General features: G+C 60.4%; 17 protein-coding genes. 10 read left to right on the top strand and 7 right to left on the bottom strand.

Annotated features, from left to right (window positions below):
• Nucleotides 1-109 precede the first annotated feature (109 nt).
• Entirely contained in the window at nucleotides 110-1,426 is a 1,317-nt protein-coding gene (locus QPW08_RS10275) for an FAD-dependent oxidoreductase (protein WP_284125722.1), read from the bottom strand.
• 396 nt (nucleotides 1,427-1,822) lie between these two features.
• Here QPW08_RS10275 and QPW08_RS10270 point away from each other — a divergent pair, with 396 nt between their 5' ends.
• The 3 genes from QPW08_RS10270 (at nucleotide 1,823) to lepA (ending at nucleotide 8,501) form a co-directional block, all read left to right on the top strand.
• Nucleotides 1,823-4,312: an EAL domain-containing protein gene (locus QPW08_RS10270; RefSeq protein WP_284125721.1), complete on the top strand. Its 2,490-nt coding sequence runs from the start codon at nucleotides 1,823-1,825 to the stop codon at nucleotides 4,310-4,312.
• 103 nt (nucleotides 4,313-4,415) lie between these two features.
• Nucleotides 4,416-6,617 (top strand): EAL domain-containing protein, encoded by a 2,202-nt coding sequence (locus QPW08_RS10265; protein ID WP_284125720.1) that lies wholly within the window; start codon nucleotides 4,416-4,418, stop codon nucleotides 6,615-6,617.
• A 66-nt stretch (nucleotides 6,618-6,683) separates the two neighbouring features.
• Entirely contained in the window at nucleotides 6,684-8,501 is a 1,818-nt protein-coding gene (gene lepA, locus QPW08_RS10260; RefSeq protein ID WP_284125719.1) for a translation elongation factor 4, read from the top strand.
• 49 nt (nucleotides 8,502-8,550) lie between these two features.
• On the opposite strand, the gene QPW08_RS10255 is transcribed toward lepA, so the two are convergent.
• The 4 genes from QPW08_RS10255 to QPW08_RS10240 form a co-directional block, all read right to left on the bottom strand.
• The gene (locus QPW08_RS10255) at nucleotides 8,551-9,324 is read right to left on the bottom strand and encodes an AlbA family DNA-binding domain-containing protein (protein ID WP_284125718.1); all 774 of its coding nucleotides are present in this window, start codon (nucleotides 9,322-9,324) and stop codon (nucleotides 8,551-8,553) included.
• Nucleotides 9,324-11,249 carry a DUF262 domain-containing protein gene (locus tag QPW08_RS10250; RefSeq protein WP_284125717.1) on the bottom strand — a complete coding sequence of 642 codons (1,926 nt, stop codon included), beginning with the start codon at nucleotides 11,247-11,249 and terminating at the stop codon, nucleotides 9,324-9,326. The genes QPW08_RS10255 and QPW08_RS10250 overlap by 1 nt, the downstream gene beginning before the upstream one ends.
• Before the next feature lie 490 nt (nucleotides 11,250-11,739).
• Nucleotides 11,740-11,913, bottom strand: coding sequence for a Flp family type IVb pilin (locus QPW08_RS10245; RefSeq protein WP_284125716.1), 174 nt, complete (start codon nucleotides 11,911-11,913; stop codon nucleotides 11,740-11,742).
• A 92-nt stretch (nucleotides 11,914-12,005) separates the two neighbouring features.
• The gene (locus QPW08_RS10240) at nucleotides 12,006-12,176 is read right to left on the bottom strand and encodes a Flp family type IVb pilin (protein ID WP_284125715.1); all 171 of its coding nucleotides are present in this window, start codon (nucleotides 12,174-12,176) and stop codon (nucleotides 12,006-12,008) included.
• 217 nt (nucleotides 12,177-12,393) lie between these two features.
• Between QPW08_RS10240 and QPW08_RS10235 the strand changes: the two genes are divergently transcribed.
• Together QPW08_RS10235 and QPW08_RS10230 are read left to right on the top strand one after the other, a co-directional pair.
• Complete coding sequence (locus QPW08_RS10235; RefSeq protein ID WP_284125714.1) at nucleotides 12,394-13,209, top strand: DUF1036 domain-containing protein; 816 nt, start codon at nucleotides 12,394-12,396, stop codon at nucleotides 13,207-13,209.
• Nucleotides 13,209-13,988, top strand: coding sequence for a DUF1036 domain-containing protein (locus QPW08_RS10230; protein WP_284125713.1), 780 nt, complete (start codon nucleotides 13,209-13,211; stop codon nucleotides 13,986-13,988). The genes QPW08_RS10235 and QPW08_RS10230 overlap by 1 nt, the downstream gene beginning before the upstream one ends.
• Before the next feature lie 8 nt (nucleotides 13,989-13,996).
• On the opposite strand, the gene QPW08_RS10225 is transcribed toward QPW08_RS10230, so the two are convergent.
• Complete coding sequence (locus tag QPW08_RS10225) at nucleotides 13,997-15,262, bottom strand: glutamate-5-semialdehyde dehydrogenase (RefSeq protein ID WP_284125712.1); 1,266 nt, start codon at nucleotides 15,260-15,262, stop codon at nucleotides 13,997-13,999.
• Between the two features lie 193 nt (nucleotides 15,263-15,455).
• Here QPW08_RS10225 and proB point away from each other — a divergent pair, with 193 nt between their 5' ends.
• Nucleotides 15,456-16,634 carry a glutamate 5-kinase gene (gene proB / locus QPW08_RS10220; protein WP_284125711.1) on the top strand — a complete coding sequence of 393 codons (1,179 nt, stop codon included), beginning with the start codon at nucleotides 15,456-15,458 and terminating at the stop codon, nucleotides 16,632-16,634.
• 18 nt (nucleotides 16,635-16,652) lie between these two features.
• Here the strand turns inward: proB and QPW08_RS10215 are convergent, their stop codons facing one another.
• On the bottom strand, nucleotides 16,653-17,060 hold the full coding sequence (locus tag QPW08_RS10215) for a low affinity iron permease family protein (RefSeq protein ID WP_284125710.1): 408 nt from the start codon (nucleotides 17,058-17,060) through the stop codon (nucleotides 16,653-16,655).
• Nucleotides 17,061-17,245: 185 nt separating this feature from the next.
• Between QPW08_RS10215 and QPW08_RS10210 the strand changes: the two genes are divergently transcribed.
• The 4 genes from QPW08_RS10210 (at nucleotide 17,246) to recN (ending at nucleotide 22,181) form a co-directional block, all read left to right on the top strand.
• Complete coding sequence (locus QPW08_RS10210; RefSeq protein ID WP_284125709.1) at nucleotides 17,246-17,407, top strand: hypothetical protein; 162 nt, start codon at nucleotides 17,246-17,248, stop codon at nucleotides 17,405-17,407.
• A gap of 75 nt (nucleotides 17,408-17,482) precedes the next feature.
• The gene (locus tag QPW08_RS10205) at nucleotides 17,483-18,283 is read left to right on the top strand and encodes an outer membrane protein assembly factor BamD (protein WP_284125708.1); all 801 of its coding nucleotides are present in this window, start codon (nucleotides 17,483-17,485) and stop codon (nucleotides 18,281-18,283) included.
• 73 nt (nucleotides 18,284-18,356) lie between these two features.
• Nucleotides 18,357-20,450, top strand: a complete 2,094-nt coding sequence (locus tag QPW08_RS10200) for a CapA family protein (RefSeq protein ID WP_284125707.1) — start codon at nucleotides 18,357-18,359, stop codon at nucleotides 20,448-20,450.
• Nucleotides 20,451-20,516: 66 nt separating this feature from the next.
• On the top strand, nucleotides 20,517-22,181 hold the full coding sequence (recN, locus tag QPW08_RS10195; RefSeq protein WP_284125706.1) for a DNA repair protein RecN: 1,665 nt from the start codon (nucleotides 20,517-20,519) through the stop codon (nucleotides 22,179-22,181).
• Nucleotides 22,182-22,246 lie beyond the last annotated feature (65 nt).

The following is a 22,246-nucleotide window of genomic DNA, read 5'->3' as shown; positions in this document are numbered from 1 at the left end:
CGTGAGAATCTAATGCGGCCCTTTAGCAAAATCCTCCAGCGCTTGGCCATCGCGACCTAGGGGCAGGGTAGGGCGAAAGGGCCTGCGGGCTACGTATTCATGGCCGTGCTCATTTCCGCGCCGCAATCATGCTGGCGACATCGACGAATTTCTCGCGCGGGGCACCGTCGCGAGCTGCGGCTTCTTCGGCTTCCTCGATCTTTTTCCAGTCCCGGAAGGTCACGACGTCCAGCCCGCGTTCGGCCGCCAGCGCATCGAAGCCCTCACGCCCCTTCTTTCCGCCATTGCCGAGTGCGCCCGATTCGCTGTCTTCGACAATCTTTTCAATGACGGAATAGCCATCGGGTCGGTTGGTGCCGATCGTCCCCGACGGTCCTCGTCGAGCCCAACCGACGGCGTAGAGGCCCGACAGGATCCGGCCATCGTCATTGGCAAACCGTCCGGCCCGATCGTCAAACGGGACATCGGGGATGGGCGACGTCCGATAACCGATGCAACTCACGACCAGGTCGGCCTTGATCCGGTACTTTTTCCCGGTGCCGACAGCACGCCCGGCCTCGACCGTAGTTTCCTCGACTTCGATCTCTTCGACCTTCCCATTGCCATGGAAGGCGAGAGGGCTGGCGAACATGTCGAATTCGATCGTGACCGGCGTGTCGCCATGAATGCTGGCAGGGATGGCTGCGAAGTCCCGCAAGTGTCGCACTGATTTGCGCAGGCCTGGCTCGAGAAGGGCGTCTTCCGCTTCATCGGGCAGATCTTGCGGATCGACATAGGGACTGGCGCGCTCGAGATGCATCAGCTCGCCCAGTTCCTTGGGTGTCATCATGATCTGGTGCGGGCCGCGCCGACCGACAATGGTAATGGTGCTGATGTTACTGGCGGCAAGCGCGTCGAGTGCGTGTTGCACGATATCCGCCCCGGCAAATTCCTCCGGAGTCTTCGACAGTATGCGCGCTACGTCGAGTGCGACATTGCCCATGCCGATCACGACTGCATGCTTGCCCGACAGATCCGGGGCAAGATCGGCAAAGGCTGGGTGTCCATTGTACCAGCCGACGAAGGCAGCGCTGCCGAAGATATTGCCCAGTTCCTTGCCCGGCAGGTCCAGTTCACGGTCGTGCGGAGCGCCAGTTGCCAGGACTACGGCATCGTACAGGTCCTGCAACTCGCCGATCGAGATGTCCTTGCCGATGGTGATATTGCCGACAAACCGCACATTCTCGTTGAGGTTGGTCTTCTCGAACCTTCTCGACACGCCCTTGATGGATTGGTGGTCGGGTGCCACGCCGGTGCGGATCAGGCCATATGGGACAGGCAGCATGTCGAAGATATCGACATGGACATCGTCCCCCCAGTGTTTTTGTGCTGCTTCTGCGGTGTAATATCCGGCCGGCCCTGAGCCGATAATTGCGATATGCCGCACTGCCATCCCCCTCCAGAATCTTCATGAGGATGCACCCTGTGTCGGCAACTGGCAAGAGGGAGGAAAAACTCCGCGTTTCCATTGGCTTCAGCTGGTATGGTTAACACCGGGTAACCTTGATCGGAGAGGATGCTCTTTAGCCTTTATAAACAGCTTTGAGCGCATAGAGTCTGCATGGGCGGACCGAATGCTAGACAGCGGCATCCCGGGGAGGGCGCGCGTGATGTATCACGTGCCCCCGCGCGCGCGCCGGACACCCCCCCAGCCACTCCGTCCAAACGACCCGATCGCAAGAGTGACGATCGCCGTGATCCCGCAACCGCCCGCGGGTCCGGTCGATCGATAAAAAAACACCGTATTTCAAATAAGTACTACCTTCCGCAGAACTGGAACTTCATGGCGGCCATGCCGGTCGCGTGGGGTGTGGTCGGAACGGTCCTGCACGGGACGATGCCGACGGTCCCGACAATATTGTCCTTCATCGGTGCCTTCGGCCTGTTTGCCGCCAGCAAGGTCGCCAGTGACTGGGAGCGTGCTTTCACGCGGGACCGGGGCCAGGCCGTTGCGATAACCGTCCTGGTAACGCTGTTGCCATGCCTGCTGATCGGTTTCTGCTTTGCGCGCTGGGTCACCATTGGCCAGCTCAATATCGCCTTTGCCATCGCAGGAATCGTCAGCACCAATGCGCTGGCAGCCACGCTCATGAGCGGTCGGCCGCAATTCATGTATGGTTGCCTTGCTGCATCCTGGGCACCCTTGGCGTTGTTCTCGAATGACTACCGGACGATAGGTGTCTTCGCGGTCTTTGCCGCCGGGCTTGTGTTGCTTGCACAATACCAGTCGAAGACCGAGCGAGTGCGAGCCGAACGCCGGCAAGCTGACGAACGCATCCTCAACCGGGCCATCGATATCCTGCGCGACTATGAAGAGACGGGCAACGGCTGGTTCTGGGAGACTGATCGTCGCGGCTTGCTGACCTACGTCTCTGATCCGGTAGCCGTGCGCCTCGGGACCAAGGCCAAGCGGCTGATCGGCCGCCCGATCACAGAGCTTTTCGATCTTTCGCATGACAACCGCGAAGGCGAGCGCACCATTTCCTTCCACCTGTCGGCTCGTTCCGCCTTCCATGAACTGGCAGTAAAGGCGGCGCATTCGCAGGAAGACCGATGGTGGTCGATTTCGGGTCGGCCCATATTCGATTCCTTCCAGAACTTCTGCGGGTTCCGCGGTTCTGGGACGGACTTGACCGAGAAGAAGCGCAGCCAGGAACATGCCTCGCGCCTCGCCCATTTCGATTCACTGACCGGGCTCGCCAATCGTCACCAGATGTCGCAGACGCTGGAGAAGATCCTCACCACGCCGCAGCAGGCCAATCGCGAATGCGCTGTCTTCCTGCTCGACCTCGACCGGTTCAAGCATGTCAACGATACGCTCGGACATCCGGCCGGTGATGCCTTGCTCAAGCAGGTCTCGCAACGGCTGGAATCGACTGTCGGAGAGATGGGACGTGTCGGGCGCCTCGGCGGTGACGAATTCGAAGTAATCCTGCCCGGGCGGGTCCCGCGCGAAAGGCTTGGTTATCTCGCCGCCGATATCATCAACTCGCTTTCTCAGCCCTATTCGATCGAAGGGCAGCGGGTTGTCATCGGTGCTTCCATAGGCATTGCTATCTCACCCGAACATGGTGAAACCAGCGAGGATGTCATCCGTAACGCCGACCTTGCGCTTTATGCAGCCAAGGACGGCGGTCGCGGGCGCTATCATTTCTATTCCAACGACTTGCACTCCGCAGCCGAAGAACGCGCCAAGCTGGAGCAAGACCTGCGCGATGCCATCGGCGAAGGTGCGCTCGAGTTGCACTACCAGCCGGTCGTGCACACGGCGACAGAACGGATTGCCGGCTTCGAAGCACTCCTGCGCTGGAAGCATGTCGAGCACGGGTACATCAGCCCGGAAAAGTTCATCCCGATTGCCGAGGACACCGGCCTGATCCATCCTATCGGCGAGTGGGCCTTGCGCACGGCGTGCCGTGATCTCGCTGGCTGGCCCGAGGAAATTCGCTGCGCAGTCAACGTTTCCCCCCTGCAGTTCGCCAACCAGCAGCTACCCGCGGTAATTACCAATGCTATTGCGCAGGCGGGAATTACGCCCTCGCGCCTCGAACTGGAGATCACGGAGAGCGTCTTCCTCAATGATGACGAAGGCACCGATGCCATGTTCACTGCCTTGAGCGGAATCGGAGTCAGGCTGGCGCTCGACGATTTCGGGACGGGCTATTCCTCGCTCGGCTATCTCAAGACCGCGCCTTTCAACAAGATCAAGATCGACCAGAGCTTCGTGCGTGGCGCGACCCAGCCGGGCAGCCGCAATGGTGCCATTATCGCTTCGATCACCAGCCTTGCCCAGGAGTTGGGCATGGACACGACTGCGGAAGGGGTGGAAACCCTGGATGAACTCGACCTCGTGCGTATGCATGGGTGTAGCCACGTGCAGGGTTATATCTATGAAAAGCCGCTGAATGTTGCGAATGCAACCGAGCGGTTGCGCACTGGCTTGACCGCTGTCGCCCGTGGGCCGCAATCGGCCCGTGCACCGCGGCAAAGCATGCTCCGCAAGATCGTTCTCGAGCATGAGAACCAGCATTATCACGGGACCATCCGCAATATCTCATCGACTGGCGCGATGATCGAAGGACTTTGGAATGTTCCGCCGGGAACGATTTTCAGAGTGGCACTGACAGAGAAGATCATCGTCACCGGAACCACGCGCTGGAGCAAGGAAGACCGGATGGGTGTCGAATTTGCCCAACGCCTGCCGGAATCCGATGCCGGCAAGATCGAATTGCACGTCAGCGACACGACCTTTGCGCTGAGGAAGGCGAGTTAGGTCAGAGGGAAAGTAGACACGAGAGAACAAGGGGATTGTTCGCAGTACCAGCGTTACGCTGCAGAGCAGTCCGTAGGACAAGAGGACAGAGTACTGAAACAGCATGGCAATTGGGAACCTCTTCTCAAAGCGCAATGATGCGGCGAAAGGCGGCCAACGTCCGATCGGCAAGTCCGATCCGCGGCGCCTTGCCCTGCTTGATGACCTCGAAAATGCCGACATTGGCTGGTTCTGGGCCACCGACGCCGATTGCAAGCTGATCTACCTGTCCGACAATGCCGCCGCGCGGTTCGACTGTGCGAAAGGGGGAGGGCTGCTGGGGCAACCGCTGTCCCAGCTCTTCCAGGTAGCTGATGATGGCGTCGAAGAGCGGGTCCGACGGCCACTTGCATTCCTTCTTCGTGCGCGCAGCACCATCATTGATCTCCCCGTGCGCCTTGCAGTTGATGACAAGGAAACCTGGTGGTCGCTTTCCGGCAAAGCCCAATTCGACGGTGAAGGCGAGTTTCTCGGGTATCGGGGTAGCGCCAAGGACATCACCGCCGCGCGTGAAAACGAAATCGAAGTCGGACGGATGGCAAAGTTCGATGCCCTGACGGGCCTCGCAAATCGCCACAGCATGACAAAGCGACTTGCCACCACGCTGACCGCGTACAAGGCGGCCAAGCGCTCATGTGCACTGATGATGCTGGATCTGGATCGCTTCAAGCAGGTCAACGACACTCTTGGCCATCCTGCTGGCGACGAACTGCTCAAGCAGGTTGCTCAGCGTCTCGAACGTATCATCGGGACGAATGGTGAAATTGGCCGGCTCGGCGGGGATGAGTTCCAGGTAATCCTGCCGGACATCGAGGATCGCGGGCGTCTTGGCGAACTGGCTGGACGTGTCATCCAGATGGTGTCGCAACCTTACTCGGTCGACGGCGCGCGCGCGATAATTGGTACCTCGATAGGCATCGCCGTTGCGCCGTTTGACGGTATCGAAACGGAAGAGCTGGTGAGCGCAGCCGATCTGGCGCTCTACTCGGCAAAGGGCGGCGGGCGCGGCCAGTACCGTTTTTATTCCAGCGAGCTCAAGGACGGAGCCCGGATCAGGCGGGTGATCGAAGAAGACCTGCGCGATGCACTAGCGATGCAGAGCGGGCTCGAAATGCATTACCAGCCGCTGGTCGACGCCAAGACCCACAACGTGAAGTGTTTCGAAGCGTTGATACGCTGGAACCATCCGCAGCGGGGCTACATCAGCCCCGCCGACTTCATTCCCGTGGCCGAGGATTCCAACCTGATCGGGCCGCTTGGTGAGTGGGTGCTGCGCCAGTCCTGCGAAGATGCGGCGGCGTGGCCCGGCGACCTGTCCGTCGCGGTCAACGTCTCGGCCGTTCAATTTGCCAATCCGGAATTGCCCAAGATCGTTGCTGCTGCGCTGGATGCCTCGGGACTGCCGCCGTCGAGGCTGGAACTGGAACTGACCGAAAGTGTCTTCATCGGGGACCCGGAAACAACCAAGGAAATGTTCAAAGCGCTCAAGAAGCTGGGAGTTCGGCTGGCGCTTGATGATTTCGGGACCGGCTATTCCTCGCTCGGCTATCTGAAGAACGCTCCTTTCGACAAGATCAAGATCGACCAGAGTTTCGTTCGCGGTTCGACGGAGCCCGACAACAACAACTCCGCGATCATTACCGCGATCGTCAGCCTCGCAGGCGCGCTGAACATGGTCACGGTTGCCGAAGGCGTCGAAGCCAAGGATGAGCTGGAGCTTGTGAGCGGGCGCGGGGCCGATTTGATTCAGGGGTGGATATTCTCCAGGGCGCTCCCGCAGGGGCAGGTGCTGGAGCGCCTGGAAAGCGGTGAACTCAAGTTCAAGGCGCACGGCCCGGCGAAATATCGCGCGGACCGGATTTCCATGTTCCGCCGGATCGGCGTGATCCATGAGGACCACCGCTATGACGCAGTGATGCGCAACCTTTCCAAGACCGGTGCGCGGATCGAAGGCTTGCTGGATGTTCCGCTGGGAACGCAACTCGTGCTGGACCTTGGTGGCGGACAATTGGCCGTTTGCACGGTCCGCAGGTCGGAAGGAGGCGAGCAGGGCGTGGAGTTCGAAGTCCCGCTGATCAGCGACGGGGCCGACGGCCTTTGCACACGCCATCGCGTATCGCCTTACATGCTGGCGGCGGCCGGGATGCCGCTGGCCGCTCTGCCGCCCGGAGCTTACCAGATGCCCAAGACCCGGGAGAACGACAAGAAACCTCCCCGCTTCATGCAACTGGACCTCACAACGGAAGCAGCGCGCAGGGAACATTAGGCACCTCGCATTGAGACGATAGTCCCTGCTGACAAGCGTTTCAGACGCGTCTAATGGGGCGGCCTGATGACTGACCTCTCCAAGATCCGCAACTTCTCCATCATCGCTCACATCGACCACGGGAAGAGCACGCTCGCCGACCGGCTGATCCAGGCCACCGGCGGGCTGACCGAGCGCGAGATGTCCGAGCAAGTCCTTGATAACATGGACATCGAGAAGGAGCGCGGGATCACCATCAAGGCCCAGACCGTGCGCCTCAATTACACCGCGAAGGATGGTGAGACCTACGAGCTCAACCTCATGGACACGCCCGGCCATGTCGACTTCGCCTATGAAGTCTCGCGCAGCCTCGCCGCTTGCGAGGGCGCGCTGCTCGTGGTCGACGCCGCGCAGGGGGTCGAGGCGCAGACCCTCGCCAATGTCTACCAGTCGATCGAGCACGACCACGAAATCGTCCCCGTCATCAACAAGATCGACCTGCCCGCCGCCGAGCCCGAGAAAGTCCGCGCTGAGATCGAGGACATCATCGGCTTGGACGCCAGCGAAGCGGTGATGACCAGCGCCAAGTCCGGCATCGGCATCGAGGATGTGCTGGAGGCCGTCGTCGCCAAGATCCCGCCGCCGCACGGCGATCGCGACGCCCCGCTCAAGGCCAGCCTCGTCGACAGCTGGTACGACCCCTACCTCGGCGTCGTCATCCTCGTCCGCGTCATCGACGGCGTCATCAAGAAGGGCCTCAACGTCAAGTTCATGCAGGGCGGCACCCAGCACCTGATCGACCGCGTCGGATGCTTCACGCCCAAGCGCGTCGACCTGCCCGAGATCGGCCCCGGCGAAATCGGCTTCATCACCGCCCAGATCAAGGAGGTCGAGCAGGCCCGCGTGGGCGACACCATCACCACGGTGAAGGGCGGGGCGGAGACCCCGCTGCCCGGCTACAAGGAAGTGCAGCCGGTGGTGTTCTGCGGCCTGTTCCCGGTCGACGCGGCCGATTTCGAGAAGCTGCGCGAGAGCATCGGCAAGCTGCGCCTCAACGACGCTTCCTTCTCCTACGAGATGGAAAGCTCCGCCGCGCTGGGCTTCGGCTTCCGCGCCGGCTTCCTCGGCCTGCTGCACCTCGAGATCATCCAGGAACGCCTCTCCAGAGAATACGATCTCGACCTCATCACCACCGCGCCCAGCGTGGTCTACACCGTCCATCTCGGCCATACGAAGAACGAGGACGCCAGGACGGTCGAGATCCACAACCCGGCCGACTGGCCCGACGTCAACCGTATCGACACCATCGAGGAACCGTGGATCAAGGCCACGATCTACACGCCGGACGACTATCTGGGCGCCATCCTCAAGCTGTGCCAGGACCGGCGCGGCATCCAGACCAACCTCACCTATGTCGGCGGCCGCGCGCAGGTTACGTACGAGCTCCCGCTCAACGAAGTGGTGTTCGATTTCTACGACCGGCTGAAGTCCATCTCGCGCGGCTATGCCTCCTTCGATTACGAACAGATCGGCAGCCGCGAGGGCGACCTCGTCAAGATGAACATCCTCGTCAACGCGGAGCCGGTCGACGCGCTCAGCCTGATCGTCCACCGCAGCGTGGCCGAAGAGCGCGGCCGCGGCATGTGCGAGCGCCTCAAAGACCTGATCCCGCGCCACCTCTTCAAGATCCCGATCCAGGCCGCCATCGGCGGCAAGATCATCGCCCGCGAAACCATCGCCGCGTTGCGCAAGGACGTGACGGCGAAGTGTTACGGGGGGGATATCTCGCGGAAGAAGAAGCTGCTGGAGAAGCAGAAGAAGGGGAAGGCCAGAATGAGAGAGTACGGCAACGTCAGTATTCCGCAGGAAGCCTTCATCGCCGCGCTACGCATGGGTGAGGAGTGACCTCATTCTGAAGATGCGGGAGGAGCGAGGCGCCAATAGTCCCAGCAGTTCAGCTAGTTAAGCGCGACCGGATCAGCTCTTCAATTGCTCTAGCTTTAATTTCCGCTTTGCCGTTCCCATTGCGAACGTAAACAACTTCGGAGCCAGGCTCGCTGGGTGTTTGGCAAACAGTTAATGACGAAGTCCGCTTGCTCACTATGACCACGCAGATGTGATTTCCATCACCTGTCTGGATTATCTTTCGCTTTATATATCCTATGACACTGGTGAAGTCATAGATGTACTTCTTCAGGCAGTTGGAAAGGTGCAATTCCCACTGATCTAAGTCGTTCTTGTTTCCGGGAATGAAAGGCAACTCACAGTCAATTCCTGGACTGCTTCCATCGTCTGCAACGCCAATCAACAAGACTCCGCCATCGCCATTTAGGAAGCTACAAATAGTCGCTACGACTTCGAAAACGATCTCCTCGCCAACCCAGGCACTCTTCGGAATATTTTGATTTCCGTAGACCTTTTTCTTCAGGTAGAGACTTTCTTTGTATTCGACTTCCTGGCTTTCGTCCTGTTCCAAAGCTCGCTTGTAAGCCGCTTCGAACGTCTCATCTCTCACAGCCCGGCTTACGACTCTCGCCTGGTCCATTTCGCCTTCATTAACCGGCGGAACGATGCACAGCCCTTCATCCTGCAATCGCTCATCGATCGCCGTGAGAGACTGTAGAAGGCTAAGGCCCCCAAATTCCTCATACGCTCTGAGCTCCGCAAGCGTACATTCCGCGCCGTCCCTATATGCGCGAAACAGGAACTCAAGAAGCGATCCAGGCATCAGAGCTTGGTTTGTTCGAGCAGGTGATCGGCAATTAAGCCAGCTCGATGAAGCCAGAACTTCTTTATTGAAGGCAAGCCTTGGCGCAGAAGTTCAAAGCTCTCTTTATCGATGAAAACCTGGCCTAATGCTTCGGCGACAGCACCCTCATATTGGATACCTTTCCCGGAAAAGAATGTAGCAGGACTCTTCGAGCTCCACTCCGAGTTGAGTTCGCGCGAAAGAGGCATCAAGTTGGCTATCGAGTTAACAAAATTCGGTCCTTCTCCATCCTGGCTCAAGAGTTCTTTGTATTCATTGGATGCGTTTTCCCGGCACCATCGCGTTGGATAAATGTGATGAATCTCGGTCCGTGTATCCGTATCGCCGATCAGCTGGCTACCGCTGAAATCAACTGTGCTGCGAGCCACCATCGGCAGCATCAGAGCTGACTGCAACGCGCCACCAGGTCTCCCGTTGGTGAGGTATTCGATCAAATCTTCCCGCGATGGGATATCTACCGGTCGTATCTCTTTCTGAAATTGGCCTTCCACTTGCTCGAGCCATTCAGTCTCCGTCTCATAAGCACCTTTGGTCGCAAGAAGGGCTTTCAATGTGACGAGGTCTGTTCCCATCTGGCTAAGGAAGCCCTGATCATATCGAGTCGAAAGTGCGTTGCGCCAAAAGAATGCACGGTAAACACGATCTAAATCGCTGACTTGCCAACTACTGTGTGTGTGTTCAGGATCAAACTTCTTATGCCATCTTAGGCCAACATAAATACCTGAAGAAATTGGGTAGGGACACTGCTGGTAACCGAATTCGCCTCCCCCCACAACGTTCTGGAAGGCGCCGATGTAACCTGCAAATTCGTCTGTGTGATTTGTAATATTCAACCAGTGTTGAGTGGGTGTTGCGAGCAAGTCTGAGGATTTTACAGTGGTGATACTCTTGGTCTTGCTCGCTCCAGCAACTCGCCTTGCTTCCGGCTTAGTCGGCAAGTCCGTAAGAGCAACGAAGCACGCTGTGGCTAACTGGGCGACCAATTCTGGCCTTTTCCTCGGAACTGACCATCCCACAGCTCCGTCTTCTTCTGCCAGTGTATCCATCCATTCGCGAAGGTGGAGTTCGTCGTCTGTGTCGCGCAGTAGCCAAGAATTGATCAAATCAACAGTAGATACTTTCATGCCCGTTAGGTTGAGGGTTTCGAATATCTCGCAAATCTGACCCAGGTCGTACCTTTGCGGGACTGTGCAGGCACCTAATTTCGTTTCACTAATGCCCTCAAAAGCTCTTTGGAGGATCTCATCTCTACGTTCGAGTTCTTCTGCATCCGGATACTCTCCCTCTGTATAGACTTTTTCGTCACGCAGAAGCTGAATATATCCGTACCATTGCTTCAGTATCGATTGTTCTTTCTCAAAACTAGCTAATGGGAAATAGCCTTTTGCTATACAGGCATGGAGGTTAGTAAGTCCTTCCTTTTCAATCGTCGACTTCTTCTTAAATATGACCCGTTCCAGCGGATCTTTCAATGAGGCATTCAGGAAGTACTTGCCTGCGTACTTGTTGAGGCCGAAAGTTGGTGCAAAGCCAGCGAAGGCCATGGCCAAGGCAGTGCTTCTTTGTCGCCCATCAAGGATCGCCTTTACGGTCGATGGATTCGAATTTTCGTGGCCAAATTCACGCGTTATTTTGGCTTTTGCCTTTGTATCCCAATCGTCAATGGAAAGGGGTTCGAGTTCTATGTGAGACTCAGTTGGTTGCTCCCACAAGGTAACCATACCGATTGGGTATCCATCAATGACAGAGGTCGCTAAGCCAGCAACTGCAGAGGTATCCCACACGAACTCTCTCTGAAATCGTGGGATCTGCCACTTCCGCTCGCGCAGGTTGTCGAGAACCTCGCTGATCGATAGTTCAGAAATACGGATACCGCTGGACATAAGATGATCCCCTGATGATCGCGAGAAGGAACATTATTTACTTCGTTCGCGCAACCCTGCAGAGTACTATAACTCGTCAGATATTTCATCGGTGGTATTTTGAGAAACTGAGTGCCGAGCCCATGGCTCCAGTGCGATCTAGCGCAAGGCTGGATTGACCCACCCCGCTGCGACTAACGAGCAAGCTCGCAAGTCTCGCTGCCCCTCCCGCAAGCGGGAGGGGGTCCACTCCATTTTCCTACTTTCCGGGCATTTGCTAGCCTCGCCTCTACCTGGCCCATGCTGGTTCAGACGCAGCCATGGAGGAGTACGACTGCCAAAAGTCACACCCTGATGGCGAAGAAGCCGGGTAAGCTCCTGTCGGGCAACAAGAAAAGCGGAAGGTCACAGGTCTTACAAACTGCGTCCTGCGGTCCATGTCGGGGGAGGCGTCTGGCGGCTTGGGCAGGGTAGCCTGGCGGCCGATGCCGGGGCAGGTGGAGGCGGCCCCCTAGACGCTCGCCATGATGTCGGCGGCGTTCTGGAAGCTGTTGCCGACCTGGTTGCCGATGCTTTGCATGGCGGTGATGGCGGCAAGGCAGATCAGGGCGGCGATCAGGCCATATTCGATGGCGGTCGCGCCCTGTTCGTCACGCAGCAAGGATTTCAGGAAGGCGCTTGGCATGGTCTGGTACCTTGTGGCGTGCAGAATGGAGGATCGGGAAGCAACCGGCTCACCGGGCGCGGCGCGGGGCCGGCCCGATGAGCCGCGATTGCTTAGACAGCCATCGTCGTGCTGACGGTGGTGAAGGTGTTGGTGAGCTGGTTGCCCAGGCCCTGCATGGCGGTGATAGCGGCAACGGCGATCAGCGCGGCGATGAGGCCGTATTCGATGGCGGTGGCGCCGGCTTCGTCACGGACGAGGCTCTTCAGGAAGGTCTTGGTCACGATCTTGGTCCCCTATGCGAACTGCCCGGAACGGCCCGGACATGTGGTTCCAGCACGCAGAAATACGCTGCGCTGGTTAACAAGCTCTTCAGCCTTCGGGCAAAATGTTCACCGCGTTGTGCTGCGGTCACATTGGGGGATCTGCCCCATACAGCGGGCGGCGGTTTGCGTGTCTAGCACCTCTCAGGCACACTGATGATCCTGAGGGGAACACACCATGATCCGCGCTTTGACCATTCTCGCCGCCGCTTGCGCCGCCGCTCTTGCCGTGCCGGCTGCTGCGAAGGACGGCCAGCGGCCGCTGGGAGAGGTCGAGATCCACAACACGTCAGAGGGCGATCGCAAGTTCTGCGTCTTCGCGTTGGAGAAGTGGAAGCTGCTGCCGCAGCGCTGCTTCCGGCTCAAGCCCGACACCATGACGGTGTGGATCCGCGGCGATAACCCGCAGCCGTTCCGCTACGCGGTCTATGAACCGCGGCCGCTGTTCGACAAGCTGTTGCGCAGCGGCGACCTGCCCGGTGACGTGTCCGAAGTGCGGATGGCGAAGGAGGGCAGGTTCGGTCAGTCGAGATGGAAGCCCCGGTCAACCGTGCCGCCGCGGCCCGAATACCGGGTCAAGTTCTGCAACCGGTCGCAGGCAGAACCAGTGTGGCTGACGATTGCGGTATCCGGCGGACAGATGGCAATGGCCGAAGGGTACTGGAGCATCGAACGCGGCGAATGCACCACCATCAACTATTCCGAACGCTTCATGCGGGCCGGTGGCGGCTATCCCGACGATGGCTTGCTGGTCATGTACCGCGCCTTCACCACGGGCGAGAATGGCCGGCTGTGGAGCGGCACCCGCGAGAATGAGGACCCGGATTTCTGCGTCAACACGCAAAAGCAATTCACGATCAATCCGTGGATCGCGAAGGACGGCAATCCGATAGCGGAACGCTACCTTTGCGACAAGGAAGGCGAGACCTGGAAGCGCTTTCGTTACGGCCCGACGCTCGACAAGGATGTCCAGATCGGAAAGGTGGATTTCTGATGATGACCCTACGCAATCTCATGGCTGGCGCTGCGGCACTGGCCGCCAGCCTGGCGGCCCAGCCCGCCGCCGCTCAATCGATGAGCACCAACCCGGCGGTCGAGATCAGGAACACCGGCGACGAAGTCCGCAAGGTCTGTTTTCACAAGGACAAGACCGTCACGCTGTTCGCCATCGGCTGCGTCACGCTGGCGCCGGGCGAGAACATCTACTGGAACCGCGAAGGGCAGTTCACGCCGTTCAAGGTCAAGGTCTACCAGAAGCGCAAGCTGATCGACAAATATCTCTACGCGCGCGACCTGCCGGCCGACACGGGCAAGATCCTTGTCGGCACCGGCGGGCGGTTCGGTTTCTCGCGGTTCAAGAATATCCGCACCAAATACACGCTGCGGGTCTGCAACGACCGGTTCGATGACGATATCTGGTTCACGCTAGGCTTCGAGACGAACTATGGCAGCTTCAGCCACGGCTGGTGGAATATCGCCAAGGGGCAATGCCGCGACATCGGCGTCTCGCAGTTCCTGAAGGACAAGCACAACATCCCCTTCGGCACGATCCCACTGATCCACTATTACGCCCGGACCCATGGCGACAAGCCGCTGTATTGGACCGGCGATAGCGGCGACCGGCAGTTCTGCACCAACACCGGCAAGAAATTCGGTCTCAGCCGCGACAAGGCGACCGGCCCGTCATGCGACGCCGGACTGGAGGCCATCGCCTACCGCAGGCTCAGCATCCCGACCCAGGGTTCGAACGGAATGCTGTATCTAAAGTTCTGATTTTGAGGTCAGGACCTGGTCTGGCCCGTGCCGTGGACGAGATATTTGAAGCTCGTCAGCTGCTCCAGGCCAACCGGCCCGCGGGCGTGCATCTTGCCGGTGGCGATGCCGATTTCCGCGCCCATGCCGAACTCGCCGCCGTCGGCGAACTGGGTCGAGGCGTTGTGCATCACGATGGCGCTGTCGATCGCAGTCATGAAACGACGCGCGGCGTCAGCGTCTTCGGTCATGATAGCATCGGTGTGATGCGAGCTGTGGCTTTCTACCCACTCGATCGCTTCGTCGAGACCGTCGACGATCTTCACGCTGGCGATGGGGCCCAGATATTCGGTTGACCAGTCGTCGTCATTGGCCAGCTTGATCCGGCTGTCGAGCGCAACGGCGTCGGCATCGCCACGCAGTTCGCATTCCCCGGCCATCGCCTCGGCGAGGGCAGGGATAGCGTCTGCGGCGATCGCACGGTCGACCACGATGCTCTCGGTTGCACCGCAAATACCGGTCCGGCGCAGCTTGGCGTTCTTGATCACATCGACCGCCTTGGCGACGTCCGCCGCCGCATGGACGTAGCTGTGGCAGTTGCCGTCAAGGTGCAGCAGCGTCGGCACACTGGCCTGGTCGCGCACCAGCTCGACGAGGCCGCGTCCGCCACGCGGAATTACCAGGTCGACGAACTGATCGGCCTTGAGCAGTTCCGCCACGGCATCGCGGCTGGTCGTCTGCACCGTCTGCACTGCGTCTTCAGGCAGGCCGGCGGCCTTGAGTCCGGCCTGCATGCAGGCAACAATCTCGCGGGTCGAATGACGGCTTTCGCTGCCACCGCGCAGGATCACCGCGTTACCGCTCTTGAGGCACAACGCACTCGCATCGGCTCCGACATTGGGGCGCGATTCGTAAATCATGCCGATCACCCCGATGGGGACCGCCACGCGCTCGATCTTCAGCCCATTGGGCCGCTCGAACGTCGCCAGCACCCGGCCGACGGGATCTGGTAGCTCGGCAATCTGCTCCAGTGCGCACGCCATGCCTTCGATCCGTTCATCGGTCAGGCGCAGACGGTCGATGAAGCTCTCCGGCTTCTTGCCTTCGACACTGGCGACATCCTTGGCATTGGCTTCAAGCAGCGCTGGCGTAGCCGCGCGCAGGGCCTTGGCAGCTTCCGTGAGCGCGAGGTTCTTCGCCTCGGCTGAAGCAGCGTTGAGCCCGCGCGCAGCATCGCGCGCAGCCATGCCGAGCTGCTGGATATGGATTGCGGGGTCGAGGGTCTGATCGTTCATGACGGTCCTTCAATATCGGATTTTTTTGTGCCCGGCGAGAGCCGAGCGACAGGGCGGCGCTGGCCGGCGATAGCGACCCTATGTGCGCGCCATGCCCGAATTTTTCGGAACCGCGCGCGCGCCTCATACCTTCTACCTACGAACGAGCGGCAGAAAGTTTCCGCATAATTTCTGAATATTTCAAAGGTGCCATGTGGCAAAATCCAAGAAAATCGTCGTCAAGATCGGGTCGGCCCTGCTGGCCAATTCCGAGCGGCTAACGCCGCGCTACGGCTTCATCCAACGACTCATGGAAGATATCGCGCGCCTGCGCTCGCAGGGGCATGAGGTGATCCTGTGCTCCAGCGGCGCGGTTGCGCTGGGGATGAAGGTGGTTGGGGTCGAACCGGGCAAGGCCGGCTTGACCGACAAGCAGGCCGCTGCCGCCTGCGGCATGCCGCAGCTGCTCAACGCTTACAAACAGGTCGGCTACGAATTCGATTTCGAGATCGCGCAGATCCTGCTGACGCTGGGCGATTTCGAGGACCACCGTAGGTTCCTCAACACCAAGAACACCGTTCACCGCCTGCTGCAGTCCAAGATCATTCCGATCGTCAACGAGAACGACAGCATCACCACTGAAGAGATCCGCGTTGGCGACAACGACCGGCTGGCCGCCAAGATTGCGCAGATGGTGCAGGCCGATGACTTCGTGATCCTCACCACCATCGATGGTTTGTATGATCGCAATCCGGATGATCCCGATGCCCGGCTGGTCGAAGAAGTCAGCGATGTCAGCGAGTATCTCCAAGCCACGGTCGGAAAGACGACCCTCGGCACCGGAGGCATGCTGACCAAGCTACAGGCGGTCAACATGGCGCAGAATGCGGGCTGTACTGGTTGGATTGCCGATGGTGATGCCGACCGGCCGATTTCTTCGATCTTGTCAGGTAAGCGACGCGGTACCAAGTGCCTGCCCAATCCCGAACCCGCTTCGGTGTGGGATACATGGCTGGCCGACCGTCTGCAGATGGCCGGTCACCTGGTCATTGCCGACGAGGCGGTGGCGACGCTGGGCAGCCGGCATATCCATCGCGACGACGTGCTCTCGATGGATGGCGACTACACCCGCGGCGACGTGCTGCACATCTACGACAGCGAAGGCGTCGAGCGTGCCCGCGGGCTGACCGATTTCACATCGGAAGAGACCCGTGTGATGATCGCCAACCCGGACCTGCCCGCCGACCAGCTGCTCGGCTACCAGACCCATGCCGAGATCATCCGCAGCAACAACCTCGTGGCGCTGGCGGACCATCACCTGACGTGGGACGCGCCCGAAGAAGAAAGCGGACAGCGCAGGGTAGTGCCGCTGGAAGACGACCCGCTGGGGTGAGATTCGACCACGCCGCGCTCAACGCCGGTTCAGCATCCTGTTGATGCTTTCGTGTCTTCGCCGACCCGGCATCTGGGTGGCAACTTCCTGTTCCAGTTCCGCTCGGATCCTTTCGATCTCTCGATCGGTCAGATGTTCGATCCCGACAAATTCGTTTCGCGCGTCATGCACGGAGCGAATGAGTTCGTCGAGCTTGGCCTGGATGGCGGCGGCGTCGCGATTCTGCGAGTTCTGGATCAGGAACACCATCAGGAACGTCGCGATCGTCGTTCCGGTGTTTACTGCCAGTTGCCAGGTATCCGACCAGTCGAAAATCGGTCCGCTCACCAACCACACCGCGATCACGCAAACGGCAAGGACGAAAGCGGTAGGCTGTCCCGCAGCGATTGCAGTGCGCGATGCGATGATTGTGAAAATTCTTTCCATTTCACAGCATCCTACACTCTAGGGCTCGAGCCAGTGGGCTCTGCCCGGGCGCACTATGAAACGGACTGGCCTCGCAGGCAATCCGGGGCGGTGGCAGAGACGTGAATAGGGCCTGTTGGCTTGGGGAGGGCTTCCGGATAGAATGATAGTTGCGTCGAAGGCGACGCATATGGGGGTCCGTGATCATGGCACATGTTCCCACGAATGAAGCTGCAAAGGGCGAAATCCAGCACGGCAGCGACGAGACCAACGAATTGCTCAGGCAGGTGGTGCAGGTTCTGAAGTCGATCGACAGTCGACTCGCCGAGATTGGCGAGAACACCCACGAAACTGCGTTCAGACTCTGAGCGGCGACTTCTCCTTCCCCATACTAGCTCCGAACTTCACTTGGCGTTCAGCGGGGGCGTGGCTATAGCGCCCCCATGTTCGGCAGAATCCATGCTGCGCCGGTGCGCGCCTTCGCTCTTTCCGTCCTTGCTGCGACCACACTCGCGGGCTGTTCCACCGGCGGTGGCGGGGCCAAGGACACGGCCTATGTCGCGCGCGATGTCGAGACGCTCTATGCCTCGGCCAAGGACCGGCTCGATCGCGGCAATGCCAAGCTCGCCGCCGCGCTGTTCGACGAGGTTGAGCGCCAGCATCCCTATTCGCCCTGGGCTCGCCGCGCGCAGCTGATGAGTTCGTTCAGCTACTATGTCGCGCGCGACTACACCAAGTCGATCCAGGCCGCGCAGCGCTTCCTGCAGATCCACCCGGGTAACAAGGACGCCCCCTATGCTTATTACCTGATCGCGCTCAGCTATTATGAGCAGATCAGCGATGTGCAGCGTGACCAGAAGGTGACCGAGCAGGCGCTGACAGCGCTGCGCGAAGTCGACCGCCGTTTCCCGACCACGGAATATGCCGCTGATGCCCGGCTGAAGATGGACCTGGTGCAGGATCACCTCGCTGGCAAGGAGATGGAGATCGGCCGCTTCTACCAGAAGACTGCCAAATGGGCGGCGGCGGTAATCCGGTTCCAGAACGTGATCGAGACATATCAGAGCACCAGCCACACGCCTGAGGCGTTGTACCGGTTGGTCGAATCCAACCTCGCGCTGGGGATTCCCAGCGAGGCGAAGAAATACGCTGCCGTGCTGGGTGCCAACTATCCCGGCAACGAATGGTATGAGAAAGCCTACGACCTGATCCAGGACAAGGCCCCGTCGCTAGCTTCCCGCTGAGCCGTTTTCTTCGCTGAACGGGCGGCTCTTCAAGGTTAACGCAATCTTGTGAATGTCCTGCGAAAAACCTCTCATGATGAGGGGGTTTTTCCTGTGGTTGCTGGCCATCTTGGCCGGGCTGGCGTGCGCCATCGGTGTTCTCGCCTGGCTGAACCCTGTCGAGGGCCCGGGCAGTGAAGCTGCAGCAGCGGAGCTGTCGGTCTCCATCGAAGGCACGCTGGATGGTTCGCGCGACGGTATCCGCTTTTCAGGCGTAACCCTGGCAATCAATGACCAGCCTGTCGATGTCGACACGCGGGGCCGCTTTTCTGCCAAGGTACCGTTGGCGCCTTACTACCGGCTAGATATTGGCGGGCAGGGAATCTTCCCGATGGTGCAGACATTCGGCAATGCCGAACTCAAGGGAACGGACTGCGATTGCCTTGCGATCCCGGCGGTCGAGCTGGTGGCGAAGAAACCCGGGCGGATCGAGCTGTTCTTCGGCGGCGACAGCATGGCCGGGCGGCGCTATTTCCACATGGGCCTGCGCGACGAGCCGGTGCTCGATCACGACACGCTCGACGACGATCTCGACAAGCTGTTCGTGCATATGAAGCCCTATTTCGGGCCCAGCGATTTTGCTTCGGTCAACCTTGAATCAACCGTCGCCAGCATGGTTCCTGGCGAGCCGGCACCCAAGAAGTACAAGTTCTTCTCTCCGCCGGAGCTTGTAGCGGCGATGAAACGGGCAGGGATCGACCACGTCTCGCTCGGCAACAACCATGTCGCCGACTATCGCGACATCGGTATGAAGACGACGATGCGGGCAATCCGCGCGGCCCGGCTGGAAACGTCCGGGGGCGGGATGAATATCACGCAGGCGGAGAAAGCCGCACGGGTGAAAGTCGGCGATACCCCGCTGGCGTTCTATGGTTTTGTCGGCTGGCGCGGAGACTGGACACCCGATCAGGTCGCGACCCCGACCAAGGGTGGGGCGGCCTGGGGGACCAAGGATGCCATCGAGCGCGTCACACGGCGTGAGCTGGCCGCCGGTTATGTTCCGGTGATGGAATACCACGGCAACATGGAATACAAGGACCGACCGTCGGAACTGTCGCTGCCTCGGTTCCGCATGGCGGTCGATCTTGGCGCGCCGCTGGTCGTGGGGCATCACCCGCACGTCACGCACGGGCTGGAGATATACAAGGGCGCGCTGATCGCCCATTCGCTAGGCAATTTCCTGTTTGACCAGGACCATCCCCACACCCATTCGACCTATGCACTGAAGGTTTGGCTGGAGAACGGCAAGTTCCTCCGCGCTGAAGTGATCCCTTTGCAGATGCTTGACTATCGCCCGGTTCCGGCAGTCGGCGGGATGCGTGAGAGCGTGCTGCGCCGGGTGTTCTGGCTCTCGGAGGAAATGGGCACCAATTTGGCTCTCAGCGGCGGGCACGCGGCTGTTTGGCGCGAGAACCCGCCGCAGGGAAATAACGGATGCCGCCAGCCGTCCCCTGCATTTGGGCCCTTTACGCTTGCCGGCCTTGCACCTTCATGCGGCGATCGGGCGAGCGAATACGGTCGTAACATTATCCCGCGTGGCGACTTCTCGAACACCATGATGGGCGTGGCACAGGATCGCTATTGGAAGGCCAGCAACGCCAAGGTGTTCCTGCGCCAGACACCTGAGGCCGAAGGCTATCTCGAAGTCGAACCGCTGGCCGCGCACAAGAGCTTCTACCTGCATCCGGCGAGCTACATCCGCGATATCTATGCCACTCGCTTTACTTACCAGGCCCGGGTCAAACTGCCGCATGATGCCGATATCGAGCTCATCATCCGTGACAAGCCGCCTGAAGGTGCGCGTCCGACCTTGTCCATCCTGGGCGAAAGCATGGAGACCAAGCGGTTTCACGCGACCGGCGATTGGCAGACTATCAAGTTCGACTTCTGGTTGCCCCCAGCGCCCGAGCCGCGCCTGCCGCCGGGGCCATCGGGCGCAGCACATCCGTTCCGCCCGATCCTGCGCATCAAGTATACCGGCCCGCTACGGAGCGAAGGCTTCACGACCCTGTTCGACGATGTCGAACTGATCGAATGGCCGCCGGAAGCGGCGCAGCGTGACCGCCCGCGCGCATGGTGGTTCACCCACCGTCGCCAGCGCAGCAAAGGCCGTGTAGCCGCACGATAATTCCACATCGCGAATGCGGCTGGGCGGTGACGGGAGGTCACGCTTGAGCTAGGGGTTGGCCCCAAGATGTTAACCCGGCTCACAATCCGTAATATCGTGTTGATCGAGTCGCTCGAGCTGGAGTTCGGGCGCGGGCTGGGTGTGCTCACCGGTGAGACGGGGGCGGGCAAGTCGATCCTGCTCGATGCGCTGGGGCTGGTCCTCGGCAATCGCGCGGACAGCGGATTGGTGCGGGCCGGAGAGGACAAGGCCAGCGTCACCGCCAGTTTCGAGTTCGCCCGCCTCCCCTCTGCCGTCGCCGAAGCGCTCGACGATGCCGATATCGAGATCGAAGCGGGCGAGCCGCTGCTGATCCGGCGCCAGCTCAAGGCGGACGGGGGTAGCAAGGCCTTCATCAACGACCAGCCGGTGGGCGTGGCCCTGCTGCGGGAGATTTCCGGCGCGCTCGTGGAACTGCACGGCCAGCACGACGATCGCGGACTCGTCAATCCGCGCGGGCATCGGGCGCTGCTTGACCGCTTTGCTGGTGGCGGCGTGGATGCGGTCGCGCAGGCCTGGGCCGAATGGCGCCATACGGCCGAAGCGCTGCGCACCGCGCGCGAGCAAATCGAAGAGGCCAAGGCCGAGCAGGACTTGCTGCTGGCGCACCTGACTGAACTGACCACGTTGGAGCCGCAAGCCGGCGAGGAAGAGCGGCTCGCCAATGCCCGCGCCGACATGCAGAAGGGCGAAAAGCTGGCCGGTGACCTGGAGGAATTGCGCCATGTCTGGGATGGCAGCGATGCCCCGCTGGCGCAGCTGCGCAGCGCAGCGCGGCGGCTCGACCGGATCGCGCCCGAGCATCCGCTGCTCAAGGAAGCGCTCGATGCGCTCGACCGCGCGGTGATCGAAGCGAGTGAGGCGGAAGAGAAGCTCGAGAAGGCCGCCGAGGCACTGGTCCACGATCCCGCCGCGCTCGATGCCGCCGAGACCCGCCTGTTCGAGTTGCGCGCTCTTGCCCGCAAGCATCGCTGCGAAGTCGACGAACTGCCCGGCAAAATGCGCGCGTTCCGCGCCCAGCTCGACGCCATCGAAGGCGGCGAGGCGCAACTCGATGCGCTGGAAGCGGCCGAGCGCGAGAATGGCGAGGTCTATCGCAAGGCCGCCCGCCAGCTCCACGATGCCCGTGTGTCAGGCGCGCAGAAACTGGATGCAGCGGTTGCCGCCGAACTCGCCCCGCTCAAGCTCGACGCCGCGCAGTTCCGCACTGATGTGCAGGAGATGCCCGAGGAGAAGTGGGGCCCGAGCGGGATCGATGCGGTCGAATTCCTGATCGAGACCAACCCCGGCGCGGGCTTCGCTCCGCTGGCCAAGATTGCCAGCGGCGGCGAGCTCTCGCGCTTCATCCTCGCGCTCAAGGTCGCGCTGGCCGAGCAGGGCGGGGCGGCGACAGTGATCTTCGACGAGATCGACCGCGGCGTCGGCGGCGCAGTCGCGAGCGCGATCGGCGAACGGCTGGCAAGGCTGGCGCGAGACGGGCAGTTGCTGGCGGTAACGCACAGCCCGCAAGTCGCCGCGCGCGGAACGACGCATTACCGCATAGCCAAGTCCAGCGAAGGCACTGTCACCCGTACTTCGGTCGAGCGGCTCGACGAAGCCGGGCGGCAGGAAGAGATCGCCCGGATGCTGAGCGGCGCCGAGATCACCGACGAAGCGCGGGCGCAAGCGGATCGGTTGCTCGAGGGGGTTTGATGAAGCCGGTAAGCCCCAAGGAAATCAGGTCGTTGCCAGTAAAGACCAAGTTGTGGCTTTGCGAG

Origin of the sequence: Parerythrobacter aestuarii (assembly GCF_030140925.1) — a bacterium.
Classification (GTDB): Bacteria; Pseudomonadota; Alphaproteobacteria; order Sphingomonadales; family Sphingomonadaceae; genus Parerythrobacter; species Parerythrobacter aestuarii.
Note: the sequence above shows the minus strand (reverse complement) of the source record. Positions and strands in the feature narration are given on the sequence as shown.